The organism is Pseudonocardia sp. CA-142604 (genome assembly GCF_050948475.1).
Taxonomy (GTDB): Bacteria; Actinomycetota; Actinomycetes; order Mycobacteriales; family Pseudonocardiaceae; genus Pseudonocardia; species Pseudonocardia alaniniphila.
In genome coordinates this window covers 9,334,213-9,360,447 of sequence record NZ_CP192045.1, presented here as the reverse complement: position 1 = coordinate 9,360,447, position 26,235 = coordinate 9,334,213, and the positions used below count along the sequence as shown (strand labels likewise).

Here is a 26,235-nt window from a genome sequence, read left to right as displayed (position 1 = left end):
GCGACGCCCGCGGTTACGTGTGTTCGTCCGGTGTCCGATCGACCGTGAGGCCGATCCCGTTGATCCACAGGCGCGTCAGGGTGTCGATCGCGGTGCTGCGATCGTGCTCCTGGCCGTAGGTGAGCCACACGCGCGTCGCGTGACCGACCATCGCCGCGAGGGCGTCACCGGCATGGCCGGGATCGAGCCGGGGGTCGACGATCCCCGCTTCCTGCCACCGTCGAAGGCTCCGCGTGATGCGTTCGGCCGACGCCTGGTGGGCGGCCAGGCGCAGCGGCATCAGTTCGGGGTGCACCGACATCGCCTCGTCCGCGCGCATCGTCAGCGTCGCGAACTGCTTGTGCCCGTCGAAGTAGTGCGCGATCGCCTGCCGGATCCGCCCTGCGGCGTGCTCCCGCCGGGCCTGCGGGGAGACCCGCGGCCGGTCGGCGGGGGGATCCGGCACCTGCGGCAGGTCCGCGATCATCTCCCGCATCACCGCGGTGAACACGTCCTGCTTCGAGGAGAAATAGGTGTAGAACGAGCCGACCGCGGTGCCCGCCTGCTCTGCGATGTCGCTGACACGCACGTGGTGGTAGCTCTCCCGCTCGAAGCACGTGCGGGCCGCCGTGACGAGGGAGGCTCGGGTGCGTCGGGCCCGCGCACTCAGGGCCTTGCCTGCCTCCCCGTCGTCCTGCGCCGGCGGCTCCGCGCCCATGACCTCCCGGTACGCCTGTTCCTTCGACCCGAAGTGGGCGTAGAAGGTGGACACCGACACCCCGGCCTCGCGCGCGAGGTTCGCGATGTGGGTGTCGGTGTAGCCACGCGTGCGGAACAGTTCTTCGGCCACGCGGTCGAGCGCCGCCTGCTGCCTCGTGCGTCCCCGTGGAACGGTTCGCCCGGTCACGCCGGCACGTCTTCACGCGTTGTGTCGCCGCACCCCTCTGCGGCGGCAGCGGCGTTCGGTTGTGGATCCACCGGCCGAACGTACCGGGCGGGTAGTCAAGAAGCGTTCTGCTCCAGGATGCGGCGGGGGTTGTCCACCAGCATCGTGGTCAACTGCTCCTCGGTCACCCCCGCCTTGCGGAGCGCGGGCAGGACGTCGTCGACGATGTGGGTGTAGTTCCAGTCCGGGGCGGCCTGCTCCTTGAAACCGGCCGGGAACCAGTCGATGTGGCACGACGCGTCGTGGGACAGCACCACACGGTCGGCGAGCCCATCAGCGGCGAGTGCGGCGACGGTCGCCACCCGCTCGTCGCCCGGCAGCAGGAAGTCGAGCCCGAAGCGATCCATCCCCACGTACGAGCCGTTGTCGATGAGCTCGTGCAGGTAGTCGAGGTCGGCCGTGTCACCGCTGTGGCCGAGCACGACCCGCTCGAGGTCGACGCCCTCGCGGCGCAGCACCTCCTGCGCGACCAGCCCGGTGCGGTGGCCTGCGCTGGTGTGCACCGTGATCGACACCCCGGTGCGTTTGTGCGTCTCCGCGACCGCCGTCATCACGCGCTCGACGCCGGGGGTGAGCTCGGCCTCGATGGCACATTTGAGGAACGCCGCCTTGATCCCGGTGCCCGCGATGCCCGTGGTGATGTCCCTGACGAACAGGTCGACCAGCAACTCCTCGCCGCCCAGGAGCGTGCCCGGGCCTTGGAACAGCAGGAACGGTGGGATGTCGCCGAGGGTGTAGAGCCCGGTGGCGGCGACGATGTTGATGTCAACCTGCTCGTTGACGCGGGCGATCCGCGCGATGTCACGCCCGAGGCCGACCACGGTGGGGTCGACGATGGTGCTCACCCCGCGGTCCTTCAGCGTCGTCAGCCGCGTGACGGCGTCTGCGATGCCCTGCTCCTCGTCCCACCAGTCGGGGTAGTTGCGTCGCATCTCCTCGTTGAGCACGAACACGTGCTCGTGCATCAGCACGGTGCCGAGATCGCCGGCCTCGACCGGCCCTCGAACCGTCTCCACCTGTCCCACCAGCCCGCCTCCATCGTCGTCCAGCTGCCGTCAGAATCATAACCGAGATTGACGTCGGATTCAGATCTGGTGGATTTCGGGCGAACGGTTCTTCTGGCTGGTTATCGGGGTTTCACCGCCGATAATCCGACCGGCTGTTGACGACCCGGCACGCGCATGATCGGGTGGAGAACGTGCAGGTCGGAGCACTGATCTGGATAACGGGCTTCTATTCCGTATCCGTACGTACCCGGTCCTGGAATTGTCGGATGCCGCCGCGCAGGAGGGGAGCGCGACCATGCGCTGGAGCTGCGATGAATCGACCATCACGACGCCGCTGACCCGGGAGTACGGGCTCCGGCACCCGTTCGTGGGCGCCGGCATGGCCTTCGTGGGCTACCCGCCGCTGGCTGCGGCAGTGAGCAACGCCGGAGGCCTCGGTGTCATCGGCGCCAGCCCCGACCCGCCGCCCAGCCTGCCGGTGATGGTCGCGGAGCTGCGTGAGCTGACCGACCGGCCGTGGGGCGTGGACCTGATCTGTGCCGAGACCGGCCTGGGTCCGGCCTGCACCGACGGGCACATCGACGCGTGCGCTGAGCTCGGCGTGCCGCTGGTGGTGTTCCACCACGATCCTCCGCCGGCCGCCTGGGTGCGCAGGCTCACCGGCGCGGGCGTGCGCGTCTGGATGCAGGTGTCCTCGATGGAGCTCGCCACCGCGGCGGCCGGGCTCGGCGTCGAGGGACTGGTGGCGCAGGGCGTGGAAGCCGGGGGTCACGCCCGAGGGGTCGTGCCGCTGCACGAGCTGCTCGCCGGGATCCGCACGCGGTTCCCCGAGCGGCTGCTGCTCGCGGCGGGCGGAATCGCCGACGGGGCGGGTGCCGCCGCTGCGCTGCGGGCAGGCGCAGACGGCGTGTGGGTCGGAACCAGGCTCGTCGCGTCGGCCGAGAGCCACGCCCACCCGGAGTACAAGCGACGCCTCGTCGACGCCGCCGGGCCGCCCGTGATGACCATCGCCTTCGGGCCCGAATGGCCCGGGCAGTGCTACCGCGTGCTCCCCACGCGCACGGCCGCCGAGTGGGCCGGCCGCGAGGATCGCCTTCCCGACCCGCCGCCCACCACCGTCATCGGGCACACCGTCCTGTTCCCGCACAGCGCGCGGCTGCCCTACGACATGCCCAAGTTCAGCGCCATCCCGCCTATCGCGGACACCACTGGTGACTGGGACGAGATGGCGTACCCGGCGGGTGAGGGCGTCAGCCTCATCCGCGACGTCCCACCCGCTGGACAGGTCGTCACCACCATGATGAGCGAGGCACACCGCCTGCTCTCGGCGAGCTGAGCGGGACCTTCGGTGGAGGAGGAGAACGTGGCCGACGCGCGAGAGCGGGCGCAGAGGTTCTGCGAACGGTTCGGGCTGCAGGTGCCGATCCTGCAGGCGCCGATGGCGGGATCGTCCCCACCGGCGCTGGCCATCGGAGTGGCCGAGGCCGGCGGCATGGGCGCCCGCGGCGTGCTGCAGGACTCCCCGGCGGGCATCGCCGACTGGGTGGAGCAGTTCCGCTCGGGGTCCTCCGGTGCCTTCCAGCTGAACGTCTGGATCCCGGACCCGCCTACCGGTGACCCCGCCGAGCGCGAACGCAGAGTCGAGCAGGCCCGCGAGTTCCTCGGCCGGTTCGGCACGCCCGGAGAGGCCGCGGGGCCCGTGCCGCCGGTGTTCGAGGAGCAGTGCGAAGCCATGCTGGCCGCGCGCCCCACGGTGATCTCCTCGATCATGGGCTTGTTCGAACCGGGCTACGTCCGCAGGCTGCACGAGCAAGGCATCGCCTGGTTCGCCTGCGCCACCACCCTGGAGGACGCGCTCGCGGCCCAGGAAGCCGGTGCGGATGCCGTGGTTGCGCAGGGTATGGAGGCCGGCGGCCACCGCGGCGCCTTCGACCAGGACGCCGCTGAGCGGACCGACGTCGGGCTGTTCGCCCTTCTTCCCTGGTTCGCCGACCACCTGCGCGTCCCGATCATCGCGACTGGTGGCGTGGCCGACGGACGCGGCCTCGCAGCAGCCCTGGCGCTGGGCGCGAGCGCGGTGCAGGTGGGCACCGCGTTCCTGCGCTGCCCCGAGACGAAGATCAGCAAGGAATGGTCCGCCGCCCTGGACGGCCTGGCCCCGGAGGCCACCATGACCACCCGCGCCTACACGGGGCGCGTGGCGCGCGCGGCACCCACCCCGTACCTCAGGGCGTGGACCGAACCCGGAGCCCCCCGCCCCGCCCCGTTCCCGGACCAACTGCGACTGGTCGGCCAGTGGCGACGGGGCACCCCGGACGGCCTGGACCGCGCCAACCTCTGGGCCGGCCAGAGCGCCGCCCTGGCGACCGAGGAACCCGCCGCGGCGGTGGTCAGCCGCATGTGGCGGGAGGCGTCCGACCTGCTCGCCTGACGGCCCAGCCGCCGATGATCGTTCCGAGATCAGAGTTTGCGCCCTGGGGAGGGCGGACAGCCCGATCTCACGGAGATCATCGCGGGGGTCCTGATTCCGCCGGCCGGCCAGCGACCCATGATCGTTCCGAGACCCGGGTTTCTGCCCCTGGGATGGCGCGCAGCCCGATCTCACGGCGATCTTGGTTGCGGTGATCGTTCCGAGGTTCGAGTTTCCGCCCCGTGGAGGGCGGATCGGCCGATCTCGTGGCGATCATCGCGCCGGAAGGCGGCGGGTTCCGACGGGCCTGCCAGGCAGCCACATGAACGTTCACAGGGTGGCTATTCGCCGCGGTGAGGGCGGGTCGGCCGATCTCGTGGCGATCATCGCTGGGAGGTACGCGTTCGGACGGGCCTGCCCGGCACCTTCATGATCGTTTCGAGGTTCGCGGATTCGCCCTCGGGAGGGCGCGGAGCCCGATCTCACGGCGATCTTGGTCGCGGTGATCGTTCCGAGGTTCGAGTTTCCGCCCCGTGGAGGGCGGATCGGCCGATCTCGCAGCGATCTTCGCGCAGGGAGACTCCGGCTCCGACGGGCGGGTCAGGATTAGCACGTGATGGTTCCGAGATCCGGGTTCTCGCCCTTACGAGGGCGGACCGGCGGATCTCGTGGCGATCTTGGCCGCGGTGATCGCGCCAGATCCGGGTTCGCGCTCTTACGAGGGCGGATCGACGGATCTCGTGGCGGCCATCGGGCCGGGGGGTGGCGGGCTCCGACGGGCGGCCAGGCGGGGGCATGATCGTTGCGAGGTCTGGGGTTTCGCCCCGGCGAAGGCAGATTGGCGGATCTCGCGGTGATCTTGGACGCGTTGATCGTGCCAGATCCGGGTTGTCGCCCTTGTGGGGGCGGATTGGCGGATCTCGTGGCGATCATCGCGCTCGGACCCTGGTTCCGGCGGCTGGCTCGGCGGCCCATGATCGTTGCGAGATCCGGGTTGTTGCCCTTGCGAGGGCGCGTCGGCGGATCTCATCGCGATCTTGGGCGCGCTGATCGTGCCCAGGTCCGGGCATTCGCCCTGTGGCGGGCGGGTCGGCCGGCCTCGTGGCGATCATCGCGCTCGGAGACCCCGTTCCGATGGGCTGGCTAGGCGGGCGCATGATCGTTCCGGGAGCAGGGTGTTCGCCCCGGCGAGGGCGGATCGGCGGATCTCGACGGTGATCTGGCCGCGTTGATCGTGCCCAGATCCGGGTTGTCGCCCTGTGGCGGGCGGGTCGGCCGGCCTCGTGGCGATCATCGCGCTCGGAGACCCCGTTCCGATGGGCTGGCTAGGCGGGCGCATGATCGTTGCGAGATCCTGGTTCTTGCCCTTGCGAGGGCGCGTTGGCGGACCTCGTGGCGATCTTGGCGTAGGTGGTCGTTGCGAGATCAGAGTTTCGGCCCTGTCGAGGGCGGATCGGCGGATCTCGTGGCGATCAACGCGCTCGGACCCTGGGCCGGTGGCTCGCTGGCTCGGCTGCCCATGATCGTTCGGGGATCTGGGATTTCGCCCCTCGAGGGCGCATAACCCGAACTCGTGGTGATCTTGGTGTGTTGATCGTTGTGAGATCAGGGTTTTCGCCCTGTCGAGGGCCGATCGGCGGATCTCGTCGCGATCATCGTTCTCGGATCTTGGGTGCTCGGCTGGCTCGGCGGGACCGTGATCTATCCGAGGTCACGATGTGCGCCCTTGCAGGGGCGCGTAGCCCGGTCTCGTCGTGATCTTGGCGCGCTGGGCCTGTTCGTCTCACGCTTCGGGAAAGCTCCACCTGGTCTGGCTGTACGGGGCCTTGCCGAAGCCGAACGCGGTGGTCGGCTCGATCCGGTACACCAGGGCCAGGCCGTTGCCGCCGGCGAAGCCGCCTTCGCGGACGTCGAAGTGCCACTCGCTGCCGTACTTCTTCTCCCACGCGTCGGCGAGGGCCTGCAGCCGGTGCGGGTCCGTCACCCGCTCGGCCCGGCCTTCGACCACCAGGTCCAGTCCGCCGTGCAGGGCGTTGGCTCCGGTGGTGAGGACGACGTGGGGGTTGGAGGCGAGATTGTGTGCCTTGCGTTCGTCCTCACCTGTGCAGATGTGCGGGGCGCCGTCGAGCCAGACGCTCAGCAACGGGGTGACGTGGGGGCGGCCGTCCGGTCGCACCGTGGACAACCAGGCCACTTCCGCCGCGGCGAACTGCTCCTGGGCACCTGCCCATGGGGTGGCCGTGGCTCCGGGATCGCCGTAGCGGTGATCGATGGTGGTGTCCGGTTCGGTGCGCTGCATCCTTGCTCCTCATCTCGTGTTGCTGGTGCTTCCCGAGATGGAGACCGTGCCGGGCGGTGGTTCTCATCGCCCACGGTTCGTCAGGTGAAGAACTCGGTGAGCAGTTCGTTGACGCGCTCCTTGGCGGTGACGGGAAAGAAGTGGCCGACGTCGGGGAGCTTGACGTAGCGCCAGGGCCCGGTCACGTACTTCTTCGACTCGATGATCTGACGCTCACCGAGCGCCGGATCGTGCTCGCCGTGGATGGCGAGCACGGGACAGGTGATCGGCGGCAGGTCGACGCCGAAGGAGTCCTGGGCGAACACCACCGGCGGCATGTTGGCGCGGTACCAGTTCAACCCCGCGACGAGCGCGCCGGGGCGTTCGAGGTCGGCGAGCTGGCGGTCGACGTCCGGGTCCTGGCCGCGGGGGATCCCGCCGTGGATCCAGCGGCGGAACATCGCCCAGTCGTCGAGCGGCAGTTGCTCCTCGGCTGCCTGGAACTGGAACCACAGCATGTACCAGGAGAGCTGTTTCTGTTCGAGCCCGGCGCTCATGAAGGCCTCCGGATGCCCGACCGAGAGCGCGGCGAGGTGGCGGACGCGGTCGGGTGCGGTGGCGGCGAGGCCCCAGCCGATCGGCGCGCCCCAGTCGTGGGCCGCGATGGAGACATGGTCGACGCCGCAGTGATCGAGTAGGTCGGTGACGTCGGTCGTGAGGGCGGTGAGGGAGTAGGCCGCGGGGTCGGCAGGACGGTCGCTGTCGCCGAACCCGCGCAGGTCGGGCGCGATGACCCGGTGGCCGGCGTCGACGAGCGCACGGATCTGGTACCGCCACATCGTCGCCCGGTCGGGAAAGCCGTGCAGGAGCAGCACGGCGGGCCCTGTCCCCACATCGATGACGTTCAACGTGGCCCCGCTCAGCCCGATCCGGGCGGCCTCGAATTCGTGCGGATCGCGCTCTCCGGTCATCGGTCCCCCCGTGTGAATTGCCGCCGGCAGCTGCGGAGCAAGCCTATGTGCATTCACGTCCGCCGCCGGCACGGAATATGCGGAGAATCGACGCGCTCCGCGGCATGGATGCGTCAGCGATGGCGGAGCGGACCGGCAGGGGCGCCAGGAGCAGCGCCGATACCTGCGGATGGCCTCCGCTGCGACGGTCGGTAGCCGGAGCGCGTTCGATCGTCAGGCGGACGGCCGAGTGCCGAGTACTGCACTGAAGAGGCGATGTGCCGTGTTTGCGCCGCGCGTAACGTCTGCGGCCGACTTTCTCGCCGGCAGTGCACTCTCCGGGACCGCAGGCCGCCAGGCTAAGGGGTTTGGACCCATGAGCGTTGACGTCATCGCCCGCGATGGTTCGCAGGTGCGCGTCCCCGACGACGCGGTGGCCGAGCTGGCATCGCGCATGCGGGGTGTGCTCGTGAGGGGCGACGACCCGGCCGCCGCGGCCGAGCCGTGCGAGGTGTGGAACGCCATGCACGTCGGACGCCCCGCGCTGACGGCCCGCTGCTCGGGCACCGCCGACGTCGTCGACGCGGTGAACTTCGCCCGGGAGAGAGGCCTGCTGCTGGCGGTGCGCGGCGGCGGGCACTCGGTCGCCGGGTTCTCCACGGTGCAGGACGGCATGGTCGTCGACCTGTCCGGGATGCGGGGCGTCCAGGTCGATCCCGACCGGCGGCTGGCCCGTGTGCAGGCGGGGGCGCTGCTCGGGGACGTCGACCGGGAGACGCAGGCCTTCGGCCTCGCGACGCCGCTGGGCCGGGTGTCCGAGACGGGAGTGGCCGGCCTCAGCCTCGGCGGGGGTTATGGCCACCTGCAGAACCGGCACGGGCTGTCCTGCGACAACATCGTCGCGGCGCAGGTGGTGTGTGCCGACGGGGAGATCCGCACCGCCTCGGCCGGCGTCAACCCCGATCTGTACTGGGCTCTGCGCGGGGGCGGCGGCAACTTCGGGATCGTCGCGTCCTTCACGTTCCGGCTGTGCCCGCTCGGGCCGACCGTGGCCTTCGCCGGGACGTTCTACCCGCTGGAGGATCTCGCGGACGTCGAGCGCCGATGGCGCGACCACGTCGTCGGCGCACCCGACGCCGTCACCTCGTTCGTCGTCTCGTTGACCTTTCCGGCCGCACCCGGAATGCCCGAGGTGATCCACGACCGGCCGGTGGCGGTCGTCGGCGGTCTCTACGCCGGAGATCCCGAGGACGGGATGCGGGTGCTGCAGCCACTGCGCGAGCTGGGCACCCCGCTGTTCGACCTGTCACAGCCGATGCCCTACAGCGTGGTGCAGTCCTCGTTCGACCCGCTGTTTCCCCGCGGGGTGCTGCGCGCCTACTGGAAGTCTCAGTACCTCGACGCGCTCACCGACGATGCCATCGACGCGATCGCCGCGCGGGCGATCGACCGGCCGGGTCCGATGACCCTGGTCAACACCTTCCACATCGGTGGTGCGGTGCACGCCGTCGGAGCGGAGGAAACGGCGTTCGCGGAGCGGTCCGCACCGTTCATGGTGTCGTTCGACACGATGTGGACGGACTCGGCGCAGGACTCCGAGGCCGTCGACTGGGGCCGGTCGGCGTGGCAGGAGATGGCCAAGTTCGGCAACGGGAACGTCTTCCTGAACTTCACCGGCCTTGCCGACGAGCCGGCGCAGGCGGGGGTGGACAGCGCGTTCGGACGCAACCTGCGCAGGCTCGCTCAGGTCAAGGCGGCCTACGACCCGGACAATCTGTTCCAGGTGAACAACAACATCCTGCCGGCGTCGTAACCGCTCAGACCTCGTGTGCCTCCGGGTCGTGCGCGAGCACGGAGCGGCCCCCGTCGACGGCAACGGTGGCACCCGTGATGAAGCTCGCCTCGTTCGACAGTAGGTGGGCGATCGTGGCCGCCACCTCGTCGGGCCTCCCGACCCGGCCGGCCGGATGCAGGAGGCGCATCTCCTCCTCCACCCGCGCCGCAGCGTCCGGTCCGAGTTCGTGCAGCAGCGCCGCGTACCGCTCGGTGGCGATCGAGCCGAGCGCCACGGCGTTCACCCGGATCCCATGGCCTCCGTACTCGACGGCTACGGCCCTGGTCAGCCCCTCGATCGCGGCCTTGGCCGTGACGTAGGGAGTGCAGCCGGGAACCGCACGCCCCGCTTGGTGGGACGACACGTTGACGATTGCCCCGCCCGTGCCCGCGGCGAGGAAGCGGCGCACCGCCACCGTGCTGCCGATGACCGCCGGGGCGAGGTTCGCTGTCACGAGATCGATCACCTCACGCGCAGACGACGTGTGCAGAGAGGCGTCGCGGAACAGCGCAGCGTTGTTCACCCATCCGCCAAGCGGCGCAAGCTCTTCGGCGCGATCGGCCGCTTGAGCTGCGACGTTCTCGTCCGAAGCATCGCCGACGACCGCCACAGCTGTAGGGTGTTCGACGAGCCAGCCCAGGGACGTGGGGTCGAGTTCGACGGCGACAACGAAGCCGCCGTCACGGATGAGCCGCTCGACCACAGCGCGTCCCACGCCACGGCCACCACCCGTGACGACGTAGGAGCAGGAGATACCGCTCGTCGTCATCGCGCCTTTCACATGGCGCAGCCAACCAGTCCACGTGGATCACTGTGACCAACGTTGCACACACGTGATCCGCAGATCGATCCGGCGGTGGCCACGGGCTGGGCGACGCACCGCCGAGACCGGCGGTGAGCAGGCAGCTTCCTGGGGTACCCGCCCACGCCTGCGCCAGACCTGGAGGTGACAGGGAACGTGATGCACCGTGAGGTGACGAGAGCGAGAGAGGCGCGAACCCGGCGGACCGGTTTCTTTACTGTTACTTTCCTCTGACATGGCCGCCTCTGCCACGGACTCCGCTGCAGCTGTCCGAACCGTCGGAAGAGCACAGCTCTGCCGTCCAGATGTGGATGACGGAGTTGCGTGCTGGCGACTTGCTGTAGCCACCCAAGTACTCGACGTCAACTCGCGTTATGCCTACCTGCTGTGGTTCCGAGATTTCGCGGCGACCTCGATCGTCGCGAAGATGAATGGCGAGATCGTCGGTTTCGTGTCGGGATACCGGCGTCCTGACGAACGGCGCACCCTCGTCGTCTGGCAGGTCGCCGTGGACGAGCAGGCTCGTGGCCAAGGCCTGGCTGCGGCGATGCTCGACTCTCTTTTCGACGGTGTGCCCGACACCGATCATCTCGAAACCACGATCACGCCCGACAACGCGGGGTCGATCGCTCTCTTCCGGGCTTTCGCCAAGCGGAACGATGCAAAGGTACGGCGCAACGAGCTGTTCGGGTCGGACCTTCTCGGTGCAGGTCACGAGCCCGAAATCCTCTTCAGAATCGGTCCGATCGAGCGACCTGAGACGCAAGGATGATGATGACCGTTTTCGAAGACCTGGAATCTGAGGTACGAAGTTACTGCCGGAGCTGGCCCGTGGTGTTCGACACCGCGCAGGGTGCACGCCTGAACGACGTCGACGGCCGCTCCTACCTCGACTTCTTCGCGGGCGCCGGCGCCCTCAACTATGGGCACAACCCCCCGAAGCTGAAGGGGCCGATGCTCGAGTACCTGGCCAAGGACGGCATCACGCACGGCCTGGACATGTACACGGTGGCCAAAGGTGAGTTCCTGCACACCTTCGAGGAGATCGTGCTCAGGCCGCGCGACCTCGAGTACAAGGTGCAGTTCCCCGGACCCACTGGCGCCAACTCGGTCGAATCAGCGCTGAAACTCGCCCGGAAGATCACCGGCCGAGAGTCGATCATCAACTTCACGCACGCCTTCCACGGCATGACACTCGGCGCGCTGTCGGTCACCGGAAACTCGATGAAGCGGGGTGGCGCCGGGATTCCGCTGGTGCACGCGACACCGATGCCATTCGACAACTATTTCGACGGCACGGTGCCCGACTTCCTCTGGCTGGACCGTCTGTTGGGCGACGCCGGCAGTGGCCTCAACTACCCGGCGGCCGTCATCGTAGAGACGGTTCAGGGTGAGGGCGGAATCAATCCTGCCAGGGTCGAATGGTTGCAGGGTCTCGCCGATCTCTGTCACCGGCACGACATCCTGCTCATCGTCGACGACGTGCAGATGGGCGTCGGCCGCACGGGACCGTTCTTCTCCTTCGAGATCGCCGGCATCCGTCCGGACATCGTCTGCCTGTCCAAATCGATCAGTGGATACGGGCTGCCGATGGCGCTCACCCTGATCAAACCCGAATACGATCAGTGGGGTCCCGGTGAGCACAACGGGACATTCCGAGGCAACAACCTCGCATTCGTGACTGCCACTGCGGCGCTGCGCGAGTTCTGGTCGGATGACGTCATGGAGCGATCAACAATCGCCAAGGGCGAGCGCACAGAAGCAGCGCTGACGGAGCTGGCCGCAGAGTCGAGCGTGGTCGAGTTGACGCCGAAGGGCCGCGGACTGGCGCGAGGCCTGGCCTTCTCCCAGCCGGAGCTGGCCGCCAAGTCGTGTGCTGCGGCATTCGGCCGAGGGCTGCTGATGGAGACGTCGGGCCCGTCCGACGAGGTCATGAAGATCATGCCGCCGCTGACGGTCACCGACGCCGAGTTGGAGGAGGGTCTCGCCATCGTGCGTGATTCCGTGCTGGCGACTTTGGAAGGGGTCTCGGCGTGATCGTGCGCACCCTCGAGGAGATCACCGACACCGAGCGCGACGTCAAGACCGAGCACTGGCGCAGCAAGCGGATCGTCCTGGCGGGCGACGGGGTCGGGTTCTCACTGCACGAGACCGTGCTGGAGGCCGGCTCGATCAACGACTTCTGGTACGCCCACCACATCGAGGCCGTCTGGGTCATCGAGGGCGAGGGCGAGCTGCACGACAAGGACAACGACGTGACCTACCAGCTCCGGCCTGGCTCGGTCTACGTCCTGAGTGGCCACGAGCACCACCAGTTGCGTCCGCGTACGGAGATGCGGACGGTCTGTGTGTTCAACCCGCCGGTGACGGGAGGCGAGGTTCACGACGAGAACGGCGTCTACCCCCTGATCGTCCTGCCAACTCCGGAGGAGGAGGCTTCCTGATGACCTTGGTCGACACCGCTACTGCCGACCGTTACCCCACCCGCGTCGCCGATCGGCCCGCATTGCTCGACCGCGTCGAGCCCACCGTCTGGGCCGGCACGGATGTGCCCGGTCATCTGTCGCCCGACGAGCTCGCCGCGCACGAGCGTGACGGCTTCGTCACGGTGCCGGAACTGCTGACACCTGCCGAGGTGGCCACGTACAGCGCGGAGCTCGACCGGCTGGCCTCGGACCCCGCGATCCGTGAGGACGAGCGCACGGTCGTCGAGAAGACGTCACAGCAGGTGCGCTCCATCTTCGAGGTGCACCGGATCAGCGACGCCGTGGCCGCGCTCGTCGCCGACGAGCGGGTGGCCGGGCGGGCCCGCCAGATCCTCGGTTCCGACGTCTACGTCCACCAGAGCCGCATCAACTACAAGCCGGGCTTCGGCGGCGGCGGCTTCTACTGGCACTCGGACTTCGAGACCTGGCACGCCGAGGACGGGATGCCCACGCCGCGGGCGGTGAGCATCTCGATCGCGCTCACCGAGAACTACCCGCACAACGGCTGTCTCATGATTATGCCCGGGTCGCACCGCACCTTCGTCGCGTGCGTGGGCGAGACGCCGGCCGACCACTACAAGGAGTCCCTGCGCGAGCAGGAGATCGGTACTCCCGACCCGGAGAGCCTCACGACCCTCGCCGACCGGCACGGGATCGCGATGCTGACCGGTGCGGCCGGTTCGGCCACGCTGTTCGACTCCAACTGCATGCACGGCTCGGCCAGCAACATCACGCCGTACTCGCGGTCGAACATCTTCGTGGTGTTCAACAGCGTGGACAACGGCCTGACGGAGCCGTTCTCGGCGCCGTCACCACGGCCGCCCTACATCGCCGCGCGGGAGATCACGCCGATCCCGCACTAAACGGCGGGCTGCCTGCCGTCGAGGTCGAGGGGGAGCAGGTCCGGGCGCTTGGGTGTGAACCCGTCGCCCGTCCTGCGCCCCCTCAGCCGTCCGCGGACGTACGGCATCACGAAGTTGCGCATCCAGACGAGGTCCTCCACCTGGCGGTGGCGCCACGGCGCAGGGTCGGCCGCAGGCAGCGGGACGCGCCAGTCCTCGGCGACGGGCTCGCCGAGCGTCTCCAGCACGCGTAGCGCAACGCGCCGGTGTCCCTCGGCGGTGAGGTGCAGGCGGTCCTTGCCCCAGGTGCGGGGATCCGCCAGCGGGGCCATTCCCCAGAGGTCGACGACCGTGCTGCCGTGGCGCTCGGCGCTGGCCCGCATCAGCTCGTTGTAGCAGGCCACCCGGCCCCGCAGGCGGCGGATGAGCGGATGCATCCGGCCGAGGTCGAAGCCGGTGAAGACGAACACCTGCGCGCCGGTGGCGGTGACCCGTTCCAGCGCGGCGTCGAAGCGGCGCGCGAGGTCGTCGGTGTCGCAGGTGAAGCGGATGATGTCGTTGCCGCCTGCGCAGAACGCGATGAGGTCCGGCTGCAGCCGCTCGGCCACAGGGAGCTGGTCGGCGACGATCTGGTCGAGCAACTTGCCGCGTACGGCGAGGTTGGCGTAGCGATACCCCGGCCTGGTGGCGCCCAGCCGCTCCGCCACTCGGTCGGCCCAGCCCCGCGGCGTACCGTCCGGCCGCCAGTCGTCCAGACCTTCCGTGAAGCTGTCACCGAGCGCCACGAAACTGTTCCCGGCCACTTCACGTCCTTCCGTTCATGTCCGCTTCACCCCGGTGTTGGGTGCAGATCGCTCCAATATCACCCAGGAGTAGCGGCGCGCGCCAGTGTCGGCCGGGTGATGTGCGGGCTCCGAAGGAGCGTGAAGCGCGCATCCGGGGGGAGATAAGGCACGCTTGCCTGGTGGCTCGTCGCAATCCCAAGCCCGACGCGTCGCTGGCGCACATCCTCGGTGGTCACGGCGGTGCGATCGACGCGACGGTGCCGGTCGTCGGGTTCGTCCTCGTCTTCACACTTGCCGACGCGGCGGCCTGGACGTCCCCCATCGCTTGGGCGGCGGGTGCGGCGCTGCTCACAGCCGTCGTCATCGCCGTGGTCCGGCTGGCCGGTGGCAAGCAGCCGCGAGCCGTGCTGTTCGGCCTGCTCGGAGTGGCAGTGGCCGTGCTCGTGGCGCTCTACACCGGCCGGGCCGTCGACTTCTTCCTCGTCCAGATCGTGTCCAACGCGGCGAGCGCGCTCGCCTGGGCGGTGTCGATCGTGATCAGGTGGCCGCTGCTCGGCGTGGTCGTGGGCACCCTGCTCGGCCAGCGCACCCGCTGGCGGCGCGACCCCGACCTGCTACGCGGCTACCAGCGGGCCAGCTGGTTGTGGGTCGGCCAGTACCTGGTGCGCCTGGCCGTGTTCCTGCCGTTGTACGTGGCCGACGCCGTCGTCCCCCTCGGCATCGCGCGGGTGGTGCTCACCTGGCCGCTCGTCGCGCTGTGCGTGGCGCTGTCCTGGCCGGTGCTCCGTTCGGCCCTGCCGGACGGCCATCGTGGTCTGCGCCATCCGGCAGAAGGAGATGCCGGCTCCCGTTCGGCGACGTGAACGATCTCACCCGACGTTGATCGTCTGGAGCGATCCGGAACGATCGTGCGTTGAAGAGCCGGTACCCGACCGCCGAAGACGTGATCGTCCACAGGAGCCATGCAGCAGTTCCCCAGCGCCCCACGTCCTGACCAACCCCGCAACGGCGGGAGCCACGGCCATCCTCCCCGGATTCCGGCGCCTCGCGCTCCCGGGAACCAGCCGCCGAAGAACCGGATCCCCTCGCCCCGGTCCCCGCAGCCCGAGCCAGCCCGGATCGTCCCGGCCACCGCTACGACGGCGGGCCAGCAGACGGCGGTGCAGACGCAGCCGAATGCCGCCGCCGTCGGCCTGACGATCAACAAGGTGATCGCCGGGGCCGGTGCAGCCGCGACCAGCGCCGTTCTCGGGTCGTTCTTCGGTGCGGAGGGCACGGTGGCGGGCGCCGCGCTGGGGTCGGTCGCGAGCACCGTGGCCACCGCGGTCTACCAGCAGTCGCTCGACCGAACGCGCGATCGGTTGGTGGCGCGGGTCCGGGTGCCCCGGCGCGGTTCCGAGAACGCCCCCGCTGCCGGTTCGGCTGTCCCCGGCCCGGCCCTGGCGGCGGAGCTGGCCGCCGAGGTCACCATGCCGATGCCGCGCATCTCGCCGGAAGGGGCGACCACGCAACTGCGCGTCGAGCCCGCCGTGCCGGCGCGGACCTCACGGCGCCGCTTCGTGCTGTGGTCGGCGGCGACCGTGCTGATCTTCGCGCTGAGCATGCTCGCCGTCACCGGTGTCGAATGGGCCAAGGGCTCCACGCTCACATCGGGGGAGTCCGGGACGTCCGTCGGGAGGGTGTTCGAGGGCAGGCACGAAAGCTCGAGCAAGCACGACGAGACGGTCGAGCCGTCCACGAGGCCGGAGCCGTCGAGGTCTTCCGAGCCCACCACCACCGAGCCGAGCACCAGCGACAGCACCAGGTCGACGGGCACCCCGGAGAGTGGCGCGAACCCGTCGACGGCCCAGGACTCCGGCGGAAATCCCACCTCCCGGGCCGACGTTCCGACCCAGGGTTCGGGCGCGACCGGCGACTCCGGGAGCGGCGGCTCGAGCAACGACCGGTCGGACAGCAGCGGCTCCGGCAGCGACGGTTCCAGGAGTGGCGACTCCGGAAGCGGCGGTTCCAGCGGCAGTGGTTCCGACAGCGGTGGCGCAGGCAATGCCGCCGGGCGCGCTGTGCCGACGCCGCTCGTCCCGGTGCCGGGGGCTCAGGTGCAGTGAGTCCCGGCCGCCCGACGCGGGACGGTCAGGCGCGGACCCGGGCGGCGAGAGCGGCCGCGGCCGCCCGGGGGTCCTCCGCCTGCGTGATCGCCCGCACCACGACGATCCGGTCGGCGCCTGCTGCCAGCACCTCGTCGAGCCGGTCGTGGTCGATGCCACCGATGGCGAACCACGGTCGCGACGGCGACCGGCCGGCGACGGTGCGCACGAGGTCGAGGCCGGGTGCCGGGCGGCCCGGCTTTGTCGGTGTGGGCCAGCAGGGGCCGACGCAGAAGTAGTCCACGCCCGGCTCCTCCGCGGCCCTCGCGGTCTCCTCGGCGCTGTGCGACGAGCGTCCGATGACAACCTCGTCACCCACGATCTTGCGCGCCCATTCGACGGGAAGGTCATCCTGTCCGAGATGCAGCACGTCGGCCCCGGCGGCGAGCGCCACGTCGGCGCGGTCGTTCACCGCGAGCAGCGCCCCGTGCCGGGCGCACGCCTCGGCGAGAACCTCCAGCGCCGCGAGTTCATCCCGAGCCTCCAGGGCGCCGTCCGCGCCCTTGTCACGTAGCTGCACGATGTCGACGCCGCCGGCGAGCGCTGCGTCGGCGAACTCCGCGAGGTCGCCGGTGCGCCGACGCGCGTCGGTGCAGAGGTAGAGGCGGGCGTCGGCCAGTCGCGCGCGCAGCGCGTCTCCGTCGAATCCGGGCACGGGGACCGACCCTACGCGGCTGCATACGCAGCGCGTAGGGTGAACCGCAGGTGACGCACGGGAGCCCGAGTCACGGGCTGAGAGGGGATCTGAAGATCCCGACCGTCGAACCTGATCCGGGTCATGCCGGCGCAGGGAGCGGGGAGATGACGAAGTCACGGTTGGCATTCATCGGTGCAGGTGTGATCGGCCTGTCCTGTGCATGGCGGGCAGCGTCGGCGGGGCTGCGGGTCACGGTGGTCGACCCTGCGCCCGCGTCCGGGGCGTCCTGGGTGGCAGGCGGCATGCTCGCCCCGGTCACCGAGGCCTGGCCCGGCGAGGAGGCGCTGCTGGAGCTCGGCGTCGAGTCCGTGCGGCGCTGGCCGGGCTTCGCCGAGGAGCTCGGTACGGCGGCGGGCCAGTCGGCCGGGCTGCGCACCGAGGGCACCGTGGTGGTGGCCACGGGGTCGGGCGACCGCGCCGAGCTGGACACGTTGGCGGATTACCTCGCCCGGCTCGGCCGCGCGGTCGAACGCCTGTCCGGCCGGGAGCTGCGCCGTCTGGAGCCCGCCCTGGGGCCTGACGTCCGCGGTGGCTTGTCCGTGCCCGGCGACCTCGCGGTCGACAACCGCATGCTGCTCGCCGCACTGCGGACGGCCGCCGAGCGGGCCGGGGTGACCTTCGTGGAGAGCGCCGCGCGCGCCGTCCTCGACGACGGAACGCGCGTCACCGGCGTGCGGACCGACGGCGCCGACCTGGAATCCGACGTCGTCATCGTCTGCGCGGGCGCCCACTCCGGCGCGTTGCACCCGGTCCTCACCGGCCTGGTGCGCCCGGTCAAGGGTGAGATCCTGCGGCTGGCGCACCGCGCCGGGGCATTCCCGCCTCCGAGCCGCACCGTGCGGGCCCTCGTGGACGGGCGCCCGGTCTACGTCGTGCCGCGTGACGGGGGCGGCCTCGTCGTCGGCGCCACGCAGGCCGAGACCGGCTTCGACACCGAGGTGACCGTCGGTGGCGTGCGCGACCTGCTGCGCGACGCCGAGCGCGTGCTCCCCGGCATCGCCGAGTACGCGCTGGTCGAGAGCGCCGCCGGCCTGCGCCCCGGCAGCCCCGACAACCTGCCGCTGGTGGGCCCGCTCGGCCCGGAGGGGCTGCTCGTCGCCACCGGCCACCACCGCAACGGGATGCTGCTCGCGCCGGTCACAGCCGACGCCGTGCTGCAACTGCTGTACGGCCGTCCGGTACCTGATGCGATGCGCCCGGCCGATCCAGCACGCGTCACCGGCGCCGCTCCCAGCGCAGACCGAGGCCATCGGTACCCCGAGGAGGTTGCACGTGCACGTGTGGATCAACGGTGAACAGCGCGAGCTCGGCACGGGTGCGAGCGTGCTCGACGCCCTCGCGTCGCTGGGCGCGCCGAGCACCGGCGTGGCGGTGGCGGTGAACGGTGAGGTCGTTCCGAGGGCCGACTGGGCAGCCACCACGCTTGCCGACGGTGCTCGGATCGAGGTGCTGACGGCGGTGCAGGGAGGATGACGATGATCGGAGACTCAGTGACGAGCTCGTCCGTCGAGGGCGAGGTCCTAGTAATCGGCGGGCGGAAGATCTCCTCCCGGCTGATCATGGGCACCGGTGGCGCCTCGAACCTGGAGATCCTGGAGCGGGCGCTCGTCGCGTCCGGCACCGCGCTGACCACCGTGGCGATGCGGCGGATCGACGCGGCCACCGGCACGGGGGTGCTCGACCTGCTGCGCCGCCTCGACATCGAGGTGCTGCCCAACACGGCGGGGTGCCGCACCGCAGCGGAGGCCGTGCTCACCGCGCGGCTGGCGCGCGAGGCACTCGAGACCGACCTCGTGAAGCTCGAGGTCGTGGCCGACGAGCGCACCCTGCTGCCCGACCCGATCGAGCTGCTGGACGCTGCCGAGCAGCTCGTCGACGACGGGTTCACGGTGCTCCCCTACACCAACGACGACCCCGTGCTGGCCCGCAAGCTGGAACAGGCGGGCTGCGCCGCAGTGATGCCACTGGGCTCGCCGATCGGCACCGGGCTGGGCATCCGCAACCCCCACAACATCGAGATGATCGTGGCCGCGGCTTCGGTCCCGGTCGTGCTGGACGCCGGGATCGGCACCGCGTCGGAGGCCGCGGAGGCGATGGAGCTGGGCTGTGACGCCGTGCTGCTCGCCACAGCGGTGACGCGGGCGGGCAACCCCGAGCGGATGGCGCACGCGATGCGGCTGGCGGTGGAGGCGGGGCGCGCCGCGCGGGAGGCAGGACGCATCCCGCGCCGCTACTGGGCGCAGGCCTCCTCCCCGGACCCCGACCCCAGCTGACGACGGCCCTCACTCCACGAAGCAGAACTCGTTGCCTTCCGGGTCGTGCATCACCTGGAAGGAGCCCTGCGCATCGGTGACGACGTCGCCGATTCGCGTGGCCCCGAGCGCCACGGCCTCGTCCGCGGCCGGTCCGATGGCCGGCACGGCGAGGTCGAGGTGCAGCCGGTTCTTGGTGGCCTTGGGCTCGGGTACCGCCTGGAACGCGAGCCGCGGCGTGCGCGGCGGATCGACGTAGGACCACGACGCCGCACGGTCCACCGGCTCCCCGCCCAGCAGGGCCGCCCAGAACCGGACGAGCCGCGCCGGGTCGTGGCAGTCGACGACGATCTCGTCGAGTCGGGCGCGCACGTGCCCCTCAGCCCTCGTGCACCGGGACGACCGGTGTGACGCTCGCGCGGTGGCGCCGGGCCAGCTCCTGGTAGATCCCCGGGTTGCCCTCCACCCACCAGCGGGCGGACTGCGTCAAAGGCCCCTTCACCCTGGCCACCGTGTCCAGCACGAGCTGCTCGTCGGACACCACGGTGTTGGGCGCGACGGTGGCGCCCGCTCCGATCAGGCAACGCGCCCCGATGCGGGCGCCGTCCTGGATCGTCGAGCCGTTGCCGATCAGCGCCTCGCGGCCGATCACCGCACCGTGCACCACGCAGAGGTGGCCGATCGTCGCGCCCGGACCGACCTCGGTGACGGGATCCGTTCCGCCGTGCAGCACGCAGCTGTCCTGCACGTTTGCGCCCTCGCGGACGATGATCGGGCCGAAGTCGGCGCGGAGCACCGCGTTGTACCAGATGGATGCGTGTGCCTCGACGTGCACGTCGCCGACGAGCGTGGCGGTGGGAGCGATGAAGGCGTCGGGATGCACGGTCGGGGACTTACCCTCGAACGAGAACAACGGCATGGGCCGCAGGGTGCCACCCGGGCGCGTCCGGCGCGTCGTGCGGGCGGCCGGGCGGCATCCGGCACGGTGGAACCGAACCCTGCGGAGGTGCTCGGGATGCTCGTGCGACGTGGTACTCCACTGGCCCTCGTCGTCCTCGCGGTGCTCCTCGGTGGATGCAGCGGCGCGCCTCCGCCGTCGGGAGACGCATCGGGTCCCGCCAGGACCGCCGAGTCGGGCCCACCCTCGAGCCCGCCGGCGTCCGATGCGGTCGCACTGCCCGTCTACTACCTGGCATCGACCCCGGCCGGCATCCGGTTGCAGCGGGAGTTCCACCGCGCTCCGTCCACCGACGTGGCGAGCGACGCCGTGCGGGAGATGCTGGCCGCCCCCACCGGGATCGATCCCGACTACCACTCGCACTGGCCGCCCGGTACCCAGCTGCGCAGCCCGGTGCGCACCGAGAACGACGCGATCGTCGTCGACCTCGCTCTTCCGCAGGATGCCCAGGTGGGCGCCGAGTTCGCGCAGCTCTCGGTGCAGCAGCTGGTGTTCACCGTGCAGGCCGGGCTGCAGTCCACCGACCCCGTGCGGATCCTGGTGGACGGTGCGCCCGTGGACCAGCTGTGGGGAGTCGCCACGGCCGAGCCGGTGGTGCGCGGCGACGAGTACGCACTCCGCTCCCTCGTGCAGATCGACGGGCCCGCCCACGGTGCCGTGGTGGGGCCCAACGTGGAGGTGATCGGGGAGGCCGCGGTGTTCGAGGCGACCGTCGGATGGCAGGTGCTGCGTGGCGGTGCGGTGCTGAAGTCGGGCTTCACGAGCACGACGGAGGGCCAGCGGTTCGCTCCGTTCGCCTTCACGGTGCCGCTTGCGCCGGGGGAGTACGTCATCCGGGTGCTGGAGGACGACCCGTCGGACGGCGAGGGACGTCCCGTGCTCACCGACGACAAGGCCGTGACCGTGCGGGGATGAGGGGACCGGCGCTCAGTCGGGCGGGCGCGCCGGGGCACGCAGGCCCAGGCTCCGCAGCTCGAGCGCCGCAAGCCCGTGCACGACGGCCCGGTCGTCGCGCCGCCATGCGGCGGCCGGATCGGGCGACACCTTCCGCAGCCGCCGGACCGGTTGGCGGGTCATGGCGCGCAGGGCCAACAGGTCGGAGTCGACCGACCGCACCGCGACGGCCGACCGGGCCGCCCGCGCGTAGCGGATGCGCAGCGGCAGCCACAGCAGGAGCACCGGCAGCGCCCCCAGCACGATGATCCCGATCTCGGCGCCGAGCGCGACGGACGCGATCGTCTCCATCTGCTGCCGCCCCGCAGCGGCCAGCGCGTCGCCCGCCCCGGTGCCGGTGCCGAGCCCGCGCGCGAGATCGTCCCCCACGAAGGGCACCTGCTGCGCGGTCCGTGCCGCGTCGTCGAAGGCGCCGCGGATCGTGTCGCCCGCGCCGGCGAGCGCCCGCGAGGGGCCCTGGAGGGCGAGGATGAGCTCGCGCGCGGCACGTCCGACCACCACGCACAGCACCACCCAGCCGACGGCCAGCGCGTCCGCCAGGAGCTGGAGCATCACCCGCACCGGACGTTCGGCGTAGAACCGCATGGCGGCGCAGCTTACGACCATGAAGCCGCCCGAGCGCGCGATCGTTCAGGCCTCGACCTGAACCAGTGCGCGCTCGACGGCTCGGGGAACCGCCGGTGGGCCGGTGCCGTCCAAGACCGCATGGATCTCACGCGTCCGTTCCGCGGTTCCGCCGCCGTCGCGGCCGGTGTCGTCACCCGGGGGGCGTTGTACGGCCCCGGCTACCGGCGGCTCTATCCCGGCATCCACATCGCTGAGGGACCTGCCCTCGATCTCCTCACATGGTCCCGCGCAGCCCACGAACTCGTCGCGCCGTGCGGCGTACTCGCCGGCTACTCGGCCGCGGAGCTGCACGGCGCCTCCTGCGCGCCCGAGGGCGCACCGGCAGAGGTGATTCTTCTGGACGGATACCGACGCCGGGCGGGCCCGATGCTCGTCGTGCACCGCGACACCGTGGGTCCGTGCGAGATCAATCGGGTCGACGGGCTGCGGCTCACCAGCCCGGAACGCACCGCTGCCGACCTCGCGCGGTGGGCACCGACCCTCATCGAGGCCGTCGTCGCCGTTGATGCCCTGTGCCACACATGCGGGCTCGACCCCGCGACGATCATTCGGTCCGTCCCGCCCGGGGCACGCGGAGCCGCGCGACTGCCGCGCGTGCTGGCTCTCGCCGATCCCCTCGCGGAGTCGCCGATGGAGTCGCGGATCCGGCTGGCGATTCTCCTCGCCGGCCTTCCTGCTCCGGTGTCACAGCATCCGGTCGTGGTTGGGGGCAGGCGATTCCTCCTCGACCTCGCCTACCCCGAGGTGCTGCTCGGCATCGAGTACAACGGTGCCGAACACCTGCGGCCGGATCGAGCGTTGCGAGACCTCGAGCGCGAGCAGCTCCTCGTCAGAGCAGGCTGGCGCATACTGCGCTTCGGCGCCGTGACCGCGCTGCATCACCCGCGGACGATCGCCACCCGAGTGCGCGCCGCGCTCGCGCTTGATCAACGCGCATCGGCTCATTTGTGATCATGAGCCGGTGTGCGTTCGGCCGGGGATGCGCTCAGCCGACGTGGATCGGGCCCTCGCGTTCGGCCAGGCGCGAGCCGGCGCCGCCCCAGTGCAGGGCGATCATCTCGGCCGCGATCGACACCGCCGTCTCCTCCGGGGTGCGGGCGCCGAGGTCGAGCCCGATGGGCGACGACATGCGCGCGATCTCGTTCTCGGTCACCCCGACCTCGCGCAGCCGCTCCAGCCGGTCCTCGTGCGTGCGCCGCGAGCCCATCGCGCCGATGTACCCGACCTCCGGCAGCCGCAGGGCCACCTCGAGCAGCGGGACGTCGAACTTCGGGTCGTGGGTCAGCACGCACAGCGCGGTGCGGTTGTCGATCCGCCCCGCCTCCGCCTCGGCGGCGAGATAGCGGTGCGGCCACTCCACGACAACCTCGTTGGCCCCCGGGAAGCGGGACGCGGTGGCGAAGACGGGACGCGCATCGCACACGGTGACCCGGAAGCCCAGGAAGGTGCCGATCTTCGCGACGGCCGCGGCGAAGTCGATCGCCCCGAACACGATCATCCGCGGCGGCGGGGCGAACGACTCGACGAACACGTCGAGGCCCTCCCCACGGCGCTGCCCGTCCACCCCGTAATGGAGCATCGTGTTGCGCCCCACATCGAGCAGGCCGCGGGCGTCGTCACGGATCGCGTCGTCGAGCCGATCCGAACCCGTGCCGCCGTCGGTGTGGTCGGGCCACACGATCAGCCGCTTGCCGAGCCGCTCCGCCGGCCCCGACACCACGGTGGCCACCGCCACCGGCGACTCGTCGCGGATGGCCTCGGCCACCGCGCCGAGCTGGGCGTAGGTCTCGGGATCGACCTTCTCCACGAAGATGTCGATGATGCCGCCGCAGGTCAGCCCCACCGCGAAGGCGTCGTCGTCGGACACGCCGTAGCGCTGGAGTACCGGCCGGCCCTCGGCCAGCACCTGCTGCCCCAGCTCGTAGACCGCTCCCTCGACGCAACCGCCCGACACGCTGCCGACGGCTTCACCGCCCGGCCCGACCAGCATCGACGCGCCGGGCTGGCGCGGCGCGGAGCTGTAAGTCCCGACCACTGTCGCAAGCGCAGCGGTTTCGCCCTTCTGCCACCAGCCGTCCAGCTGGCTCACCACGTCACGCATGCCGTACCACCTCGAGCAGTTGTTCCAGTGTGGCGAGACTGTGCCCTGCCAACAGATCGTCCAAGTACGGAAGGGCTGCGACTATTCCACCTTGCACGGGCGCGTAGCCCTCCTTGCCGACGTGCGGGTTCACCCACACAAGCCGGTGGGCGAGCCGCCGCAGCCTGGCCATCTGCTGGGCCAGCAGGTCGGTATCGCCGCGTTCCCAGCCGTCGGAGAACACGACGACGACCGCGCGTCTGGCCGCACCGCGCTGCCCCCAGCGGTCGACGAACGCGCGCAGCACCTCGCCCAGCCGGGTGCCGCCCGACCAGTCGGGGATCGCCTTGGCCGCCGCGGCGAGCGCGCGTTCGGGGTCGCGCATCCGTAGCTCGCGGGTGACCCGGGTGAGCCGGGTGCCGAGGGTGAAGGCCTCGACCGCACCCGGCGAGCGGCGCACCATGACATGGGCGAAACGCAGCAGCGCGTCGGCGTAGGGCTCCATGGAGCCCGAGACGTCGACGAGCAGCACCACCTTGCGCGGCCTGCGCGAGTGGTCGTGGCGGTGCAGCTCACGCAGCTCGCCCTGGTTGTGCAGGATGGCGCGCAGGGTGGCCCGGGCGTCGGTATTGCCGTGCCGGGACGGTCGCAGGCGGCGTGAGGAGCGCGACGGCAGCTCCGGTTGCAGCAGCGCGATCAGCCGCCGCAGGTGCTCGCGCTCGGCCGGGGTGAGGTCTCCGAAGTCGCGGTTGCGCAGCACCTCGGTGCCGCTGGCCCGCGCCCGGATGACCGGCTCCGGGCGCCCGTCCTCCCCGCTCTCCTCTTCTTCTTCGGACGGGGTGAGCGCGGCCAGCTTCGGGGGCGGCTGCCGGTGGTCGGTGATCTGGGTGCGGCCGCCCTGCGGCGGGGTGAACCAGTCCTCGAAGGCCCGGTCGTAGCGCGGCAGGTCGTCGGGGTCCGAGCAGAGCGTGAGGCGGCCTGCCCAGTACGTCTGCATCCGGCTCGTGACGTCGAGCGCGTCGAGCGCGGAGAGGAACGCGGCGGTGCGGTCCGTGGTGATCGCCAGCCCGGCGTTGCGGAGCACGACCGTGAACCCGACGAGACCGGGAACCGGATCGTCGGTCGGTGCCGGCGTCGAAGTGGTCATGGCGTGGACATAGTGGTCTCAGGAAGCGAGCAGGGCGTCGAGCTGCGTACGGACGCGGTCGGCGTCCTCGCGGTACTTGAGGACCGCCCCGAGCGTGGCGGCCGCGCTGTCGACGTCCAGATGCCGGGCGCCGACGAGCTGCAGCGCGCGGGCCCAGTCGAGTGTCTCCGCGACGCCCGGCGGCTTGAGCAGATCGGCGCGGCGCAGTTGCTGCACCGCACCCGCCACCTGCGCGGCCAGCCGCTCGGGCAGGCCGGGTAGGCGTGAGTGCAGGATCTCGATCTCGCGCTGCAGGTCGGGGTGGTCGAGCCAGATGTAGAGACAGCGGCGCTTGAGCGCGTCGTGAACCTCACGTGTGCGGTTGGACGTGAGCACCACCAGCGGGGGCGTGGTGGCCCTGATCTCGCCGACCTCGGGGATGGTGACAGCGTGCTCGGTGAGCACCTCGAGCAGGAACGCCTCGAACTCGTCGTCGGCGCGGTCGATCTCGTCGATGAGCAGCACGCTCGGGGTGGACTGCAGAGCGCGCAGGATCGGGCGGGCCAGAAGGAATCGCCGGTCGTAGAGGGACGCCTCGACGGCGTCGGCGTCGAGCCGCTCACCGGAGGCCTCTGCAGCGGCCTCGAGGGCGCGCAGGTGCAGGAGCTGGCGGGGGAAGTCCCAGTCGTAGAGCGCCTGGGCTGCGTCGATCCCCTCGTGGCACTGCAGCCGGATGAGCTCGGCTCCGAACACCTCCGAGAGGGCGTGGGCCAGCGCCGTCTTGCCGGTGCCCGGCTCGCCCTCACAGAAGAGGGGTCGGTTCATCTGCAGGGCGAGGAATGCGGCGGTGGCGATGCCGTCGTCGGCGAGGTAGCCGGTGGAGCGCAGCGCAGCCGCCAGCGCGGCGGGCGAACCCGCGGCGTTCGGGCGATCGGTCACGGATCCAGCATGACTGAACGACGCGGCCACAGCCACTGCGGGTGAGGGCGCGCGAACCCGTGTGGGGCTCGGGAACGGGTCCGTCCCCAAGGCTGTCGCTACTCTCTGTAAGCGGTCGATCTACTGCCGTACTGACAAT

27 protein-coding genes and 1 riboswitch are annotated in these 26,235 nt (G+C 70.8%); of the genes, 14 read left to right on the top strand and 13 right to left on the bottom strand.

Annotated features, from left to right (window positions below; genetic code table 11):
• Positions 1-13: 13 nt before the first annotated feature.
• Positions 14-886: a TetR/AcrR family transcriptional regulator gene (locus ACQPZQ_RS42690; protein WP_433290152.1), complete on the bottom strand. Its 873-nt coding sequence runs from the start codon at positions 884-886 to the stop codon at positions 14-16.
• Positions 887-981: 95 nt separating this feature from the next.
• Positions 982-1,950 (bottom strand): phosphotriesterase family protein, encoded by a 969-nt coding sequence (locus tag ACQPZQ_RS42685; protein WP_433290151.1) that lies wholly within the window; start codon positions 1,948-1,950, stop codon positions 982-984.
• Positions 1,951-2,227: 277 nt separating this feature from the next.
• Between ACQPZQ_RS42685 and ACQPZQ_RS42680 the strand changes: the two genes are divergently transcribed.
• Positions 2,228-3,268, top strand: a complete 1,041-nt coding sequence (locus ACQPZQ_RS42680) for an NAD(P)H-dependent flavin oxidoreductase (RefSeq protein ID WP_433290150.1) — start codon at positions 2,228-2,230, stop codon at positions 3,266-3,268.
• Between the two features lie 27 nt (positions 3,269-3,295).
• Positions 3,296-4,363, top strand: coding sequence for an NAD(P)H-dependent flavin oxidoreductase (locus ACQPZQ_RS42675; RefSeq protein WP_433290149.1), 1,068 nt, complete (start codon positions 3,296-3,298; stop codon positions 4,361-4,363).
• Between the two features lie 1,762 nt (positions 4,364-6,125).
• Here the strand turns inward: ACQPZQ_RS42675 and ACQPZQ_RS42670 are convergent.
• Positions 6,126-6,641, bottom strand: a complete 516-nt coding sequence (locus ACQPZQ_RS42670; RefSeq protein ID WP_433290148.1) for a pyridoxamine 5'-phosphate oxidase family protein — start codon at positions 6,639-6,641, stop codon at positions 6,126-6,128.
• 80 nt (positions 6,642-6,721) lie between these two features.
• Positions 6,722-7,591 carry an alpha/beta fold hydrolase gene (locus ACQPZQ_RS42665; RefSeq protein ID WP_433290147.1) on the bottom strand — a complete coding sequence of 290 codons (870 nt, stop codon included), beginning with the start codon at positions 7,589-7,591 and terminating at the stop codon, positions 6,722-6,724.
• 355 nt (positions 7,592-7,946) lie between these two features.
• Between ACQPZQ_RS42665 and ACQPZQ_RS42660 the strand changes: the two genes are divergently transcribed.
• Positions 7,947-9,383, top strand: a complete 1,437-nt coding sequence (locus tag ACQPZQ_RS42660) for an FAD-binding oxidoreductase (protein ID WP_433290145.1) — start codon at positions 7,947-7,949, stop codon at positions 9,381-9,383.
• Between the two features lie 4 nt (positions 9,384-9,387).
• Here ACQPZQ_RS42660 and ACQPZQ_RS42655 read toward each other — a convergent pair whose 3' ends face one another.
• A complete protein-coding gene (locus ACQPZQ_RS42655; protein ID WP_433290144.1) occupies positions 9,388-10,173 on the bottom strand; it encodes an SDR family NAD(P)-dependent oxidoreductase in 786 nt (261 codons plus the stop codon).
• Between the two features lie 268 nt (positions 10,174-10,441).
• Between ACQPZQ_RS42655 and ectA the strand changes: the two genes are divergently transcribed.
• From ectA to thpD, 4 genes are read left to right on the top strand one after another with little or no spacing between them, the layout of a single operon-like run.
• Positions 10,442-10,978 (top strand): diaminobutyrate acetyltransferase, encoded by a 537-nt coding sequence (gene ectA, locus ACQPZQ_RS42650; protein ID WP_433290143.1) that lies wholly within the window; start codon positions 10,442-10,444, stop codon positions 10,976-10,978.
• Between the two features lie 2 nt (positions 10,979-10,980).
• Complete coding sequence (gene ectB / locus ACQPZQ_RS42645) at positions 10,981-12,243, top strand: diaminobutyrate--2-oxoglutarate transaminase (RefSeq protein ID WP_433299657.1); 1,263 nt, start codon at positions 10,981-10,983, stop codon at positions 12,241-12,243.
• Positions 12,240-12,650, top strand: coding sequence for an ectoine synthase (locus ACQPZQ_RS42640; RefSeq protein ID WP_433290142.1), 411 nt, complete (start codon positions 12,240-12,242; stop codon positions 12,648-12,650). The genes ectB and ACQPZQ_RS42640 overlap by 4 nt, the downstream gene beginning before the upstream one ends.
• Positions 12,650-13,555 carry an ectoine hydroxylase gene (gene thpD, locus ACQPZQ_RS42635; RefSeq protein ID WP_433290141.1) on the top strand — a complete coding sequence of 302 codons (906 nt, stop codon included), beginning with the start codon at positions 12,650-12,652 and terminating at the stop codon, positions 13,553-13,555. The genes ACQPZQ_RS42640 and thpD overlap by 1 nt, the downstream gene beginning before the upstream one ends.
• On the opposite strand, the gene ACQPZQ_RS42630 is transcribed toward thpD, so the two are convergent.
• Positions 13,552-14,337 carry an SGNH/GDSL hydrolase family protein gene (locus ACQPZQ_RS42630; RefSeq protein WP_241037040.1) on the bottom strand — a complete coding sequence of 262 codons (786 nt, stop codon included), beginning with the start codon at positions 14,335-14,337 and terminating at the stop codon, positions 13,552-13,554. The genes thpD and ACQPZQ_RS42630 overlap by 4 nt on opposite strands.
• Before the next feature lie 161 nt (positions 14,338-14,498).
• Between ACQPZQ_RS42630 and ACQPZQ_RS42625 the strand changes: the two genes are divergently transcribed.
• On the top strand, positions 14,499-15,182 hold the full coding sequence (locus tag ACQPZQ_RS42625; protein WP_433290140.1) for a DUF3159 domain-containing protein: 684 nt from the start codon (positions 14,499-14,501) through the stop codon (positions 15,180-15,182).
• A gap of 297 nt (positions 15,183-15,479) precedes the next feature.
• On the top strand, positions 15,480-16,424 hold the full coding sequence (locus ACQPZQ_RS42620) for a hypothetical protein (RefSeq protein ID WP_433290139.1): 945 nt from the start codon (positions 15,480-15,482) through the stop codon (positions 16,422-16,424).
• Between the two features lie 25 nt (positions 16,425-16,449).
• Here the strand turns inward: ACQPZQ_RS42620 and thiE are convergent, their stop codons facing one another.
• Positions 16,450-17,118 carry a thiamine phosphate synthase gene (thiE, locus tag ACQPZQ_RS42615; RefSeq protein WP_433290138.1) on the bottom strand — a complete coding sequence of 223 codons (669 nt, stop codon included), beginning with the start codon at positions 17,116-17,118 and terminating at the stop codon, positions 16,450-16,452.
• A 47-nt stretch (positions 17,119-17,165) separates the two neighbouring features.
• Positions 17,166-17,273: riboswitch (TPP riboswitch) on the top strand.
• Here thiE and thiO point away from each other — a divergent pair.
• The 3 genes from thiO to ACQPZQ_RS42600 all read left to right on the top strand — a co-directional run bounded on the left by thiO (position 17,265) and on the right by ACQPZQ_RS42600 (position 19,433).
• Complete coding sequence (gene thiO / locus ACQPZQ_RS42610) at positions 17,265-18,455, top strand: glycine oxidase ThiO (protein ID WP_433290137.1); 1,191 nt, start codon at positions 17,265-17,267, stop codon at positions 18,453-18,455. Its footprint overlaps the riboswitch before it by 9 nt.
• A complete protein-coding gene (gene thiS, locus ACQPZQ_RS42605) occupies positions 18,433-18,633 on the top strand; it encodes a sulfur carrier protein ThiS (protein WP_433290136.1) in 201 nt (66 codons plus the stop codon). The genes thiO and thiS overlap by 23 nt, the downstream gene beginning before the upstream one ends.
• Positions 18,634-18,635: 2 nt before the next feature.
• A complete protein-coding gene (locus ACQPZQ_RS42600) occupies positions 18,636-19,433 on the top strand; it encodes a thiazole synthase (protein WP_433290135.1) in 798 nt (265 codons plus the stop codon).
• 9 nt (positions 19,434-19,442) lie between these two features.
• Here ACQPZQ_RS42600 and ACQPZQ_RS42595 read toward each other — a convergent pair whose 3' ends face one another.
• Both ACQPZQ_RS42595 and ACQPZQ_RS42590 read right to left on the bottom strand, forming a co-directional pair.
• A complete protein-coding gene (locus tag ACQPZQ_RS42595) occupies positions 19,443-19,784 on the bottom strand; it encodes a VOC family protein (protein WP_433290134.1) in 342 nt (113 codons plus the stop codon).
• Between the two features lie 7 nt (positions 19,785-19,791).
• Positions 19,792-20,331, bottom strand: a complete 540-nt coding sequence (locus ACQPZQ_RS42590; protein ID WP_433290133.1) for a gamma carbonic anhydrase family protein — start codon at positions 20,329-20,331, stop codon at positions 19,792-19,794.
• 96 nt (positions 20,332-20,427) lie between these two features.
• Here ACQPZQ_RS42590 and ACQPZQ_RS42585 point away from each other — a divergent pair, with 96 nt between their 5' ends.
• Positions 20,428-21,285: a Gmad2 immunoglobulin-like domain-containing protein gene (locus tag ACQPZQ_RS42585; protein WP_433290132.1), complete on the top strand. Its 858-nt coding sequence runs from the start codon at positions 20,428-20,430 to the stop codon at positions 21,283-21,285.
• Between the two features lie 12 nt (positions 21,286-21,297).
• Here ACQPZQ_RS42585 and ACQPZQ_RS42580 read toward each other — a convergent pair whose 3' ends face one another.
• Positions 21,298-21,909: a hypothetical protein gene (locus ACQPZQ_RS42580; protein ID WP_433290131.1), complete on the bottom strand. Its 612-nt coding sequence runs from the start codon at positions 21,907-21,909 to the stop codon at positions 21,298-21,300.
• A 120-nt stretch (positions 21,910-22,029) separates the two neighbouring features.
• On the opposite strand from ACQPZQ_RS42580, the gene ACQPZQ_RS42575 reads away from it, so the two are divergent.
• Entirely contained in the window at positions 22,030-22,902 is an 873-nt protein-coding gene (locus ACQPZQ_RS42575) for a hypothetical protein (RefSeq protein WP_433290130.1), read from the top strand.
• Between the two features lie 34 nt (positions 22,903-22,936).
• On the opposite strand, the gene ACQPZQ_RS42570 is transcribed toward ACQPZQ_RS42575, so the two are convergent.
• From ACQPZQ_RS42570 to ACQPZQ_RS42560, 3 genes are read right to left on the bottom strand one after another with little or no spacing between them, the layout of a single operon-like run.
• Entirely contained in the window at positions 22,937-24,052 is a 1,116-nt protein-coding gene (locus ACQPZQ_RS42570) for an XdhC family protein (protein WP_241037060.1), read from the bottom strand.
• The gene (locus ACQPZQ_RS42565) at positions 24,045-25,178 is read right to left on the bottom strand and encodes a vWA domain-containing protein (RefSeq protein ID WP_433290129.1); all 1,134 of its coding nucleotides are present in this window, start codon (positions 25,176-25,178) and stop codon (positions 24,045-24,047) included. Before ACQPZQ_RS42565 ends, ACQPZQ_RS42570 begins: the two co-directional genes overlap by 8 nt.
• Positions 25,179-25,196: 18 nt before the next feature.
• A complete protein-coding gene (locus ACQPZQ_RS42560) occupies positions 25,197-26,096 on the bottom strand; it encodes an AAA family ATPase (RefSeq protein ID WP_433290128.1) in 900 nt (299 codons plus the stop codon).
• Between the last annotated feature and the right edge of the window lie 139 nt (positions 26,097-26,235).

Excerpts from the sequence above, each read along its gene's own strand:
- ectA (WP_433290143.1), top strand. The coding sequence starts at position 10,442 with ATGGCCGCCTCTGCCACGGACTCCGCTGCAGCTGTCCGAACCGTCGGA.
- ACQPZQ_RS42585 (WP_433290132.1), top strand. The coding sequence starts at position 20,428 with ATGCTCGTGCGACGTGGTACTCCACTGGCCCTCGTCGTCCTCGCGGTG.
- ectB (WP_433299657.1), top strand. The coding sequence starts at position 10,981 with ATGACCGTTTTCGAAGACCTGGAATCTGAGGTACGAAGTTACTGCCGG.
- ACQPZQ_RS42575 (WP_433290130.1), top strand. The coding sequence starts at position 22,030 with ATGGATCTCACGCGTCCGTTCCGCGGTTCCGCCGCCGTCGCGGCCGGT.
- ACQPZQ_RS42590 (WP_433290133.1), bottom strand. The coding sequence starts at position 20,331 with ATGCCGTTGTTCTCGTTCGAGGGTAAGTCCCCGACCGTGCATCCCGAC.
- ACQPZQ_RS42670 (WP_433290148.1), bottom strand. The coding sequence starts at position 6,641 with ATGCAGCGCACCGAACCGGACACCACCATCGATCACCGCTACGGCGAT.
- ACQPZQ_RS42600 (WP_433290135.1), top strand. The coding sequence starts at position 18,636 with ATGATCGGAGACTCAGTGACGAGCTCGTCCGTCGAGGGCGAGGTCCTA.
- ACQPZQ_RS42580 (WP_433290131.1), bottom strand. The coding sequence starts at position 21,909 with ATGCGGTTCTACGCCGAACGTCCGGTGCGGGTGATGCTCCAGCTCCTG.
- thiO (WP_433290137.1), top strand. The coding sequence starts at position 17,265 with ATGACGAAGTCACGGTTGGCATTCATCGGTGCAGGTGTGATCGGCCTG.
- ACQPZQ_RS42680 (WP_433290150.1), top strand. The coding sequence starts at position 2,228 with ATGCGCTGGAGCTGCGATGAATCGACCATCACGACGCCGCTGACCCGG.
- ACQPZQ_RS42565 (WP_433290129.1), bottom strand. The coding sequence starts at position 25,178 with ATGACCACTTCGACGCCGGCACCGACCGACGATCCGGTTCCCGGTCTC.
- ACQPZQ_RS42660 (WP_433290145.1), top strand. The coding sequence starts at position 7,947 with ATGAGCGTTGACGTCATCGCCCGCGATGGTTCGCAGGTGCGCGTCCCC.
- ACQPZQ_RS42655 (WP_433290144.1), bottom strand. The coding sequence starts at position 10,173 with ATGACGACGAGCGGTATCTCCTGCTCCTACGTCGTCACGGGTGGTGGC.
- thpD (WP_433290141.1), top strand. The coding sequence starts at position 12,650 with ATGACCTTGGTCGACACCGCTACTGCCGACCGTTACCCCACCCGCGTC.
- ACQPZQ_RS42665 (WP_433290147.1), bottom strand. The coding sequence starts at position 7,591 with ATGACCGGAGAGCGCGATCCGCACGAATTCGAGGCCGCCCGGATCGGG.
- ACQPZQ_RS42570 (WP_241037060.1), bottom strand. The coding sequence starts at position 24,052 with ATGCGTGACGTGGTGAGCCAGCTGGACGGCTGGTGGCAGAAGGGCGAA.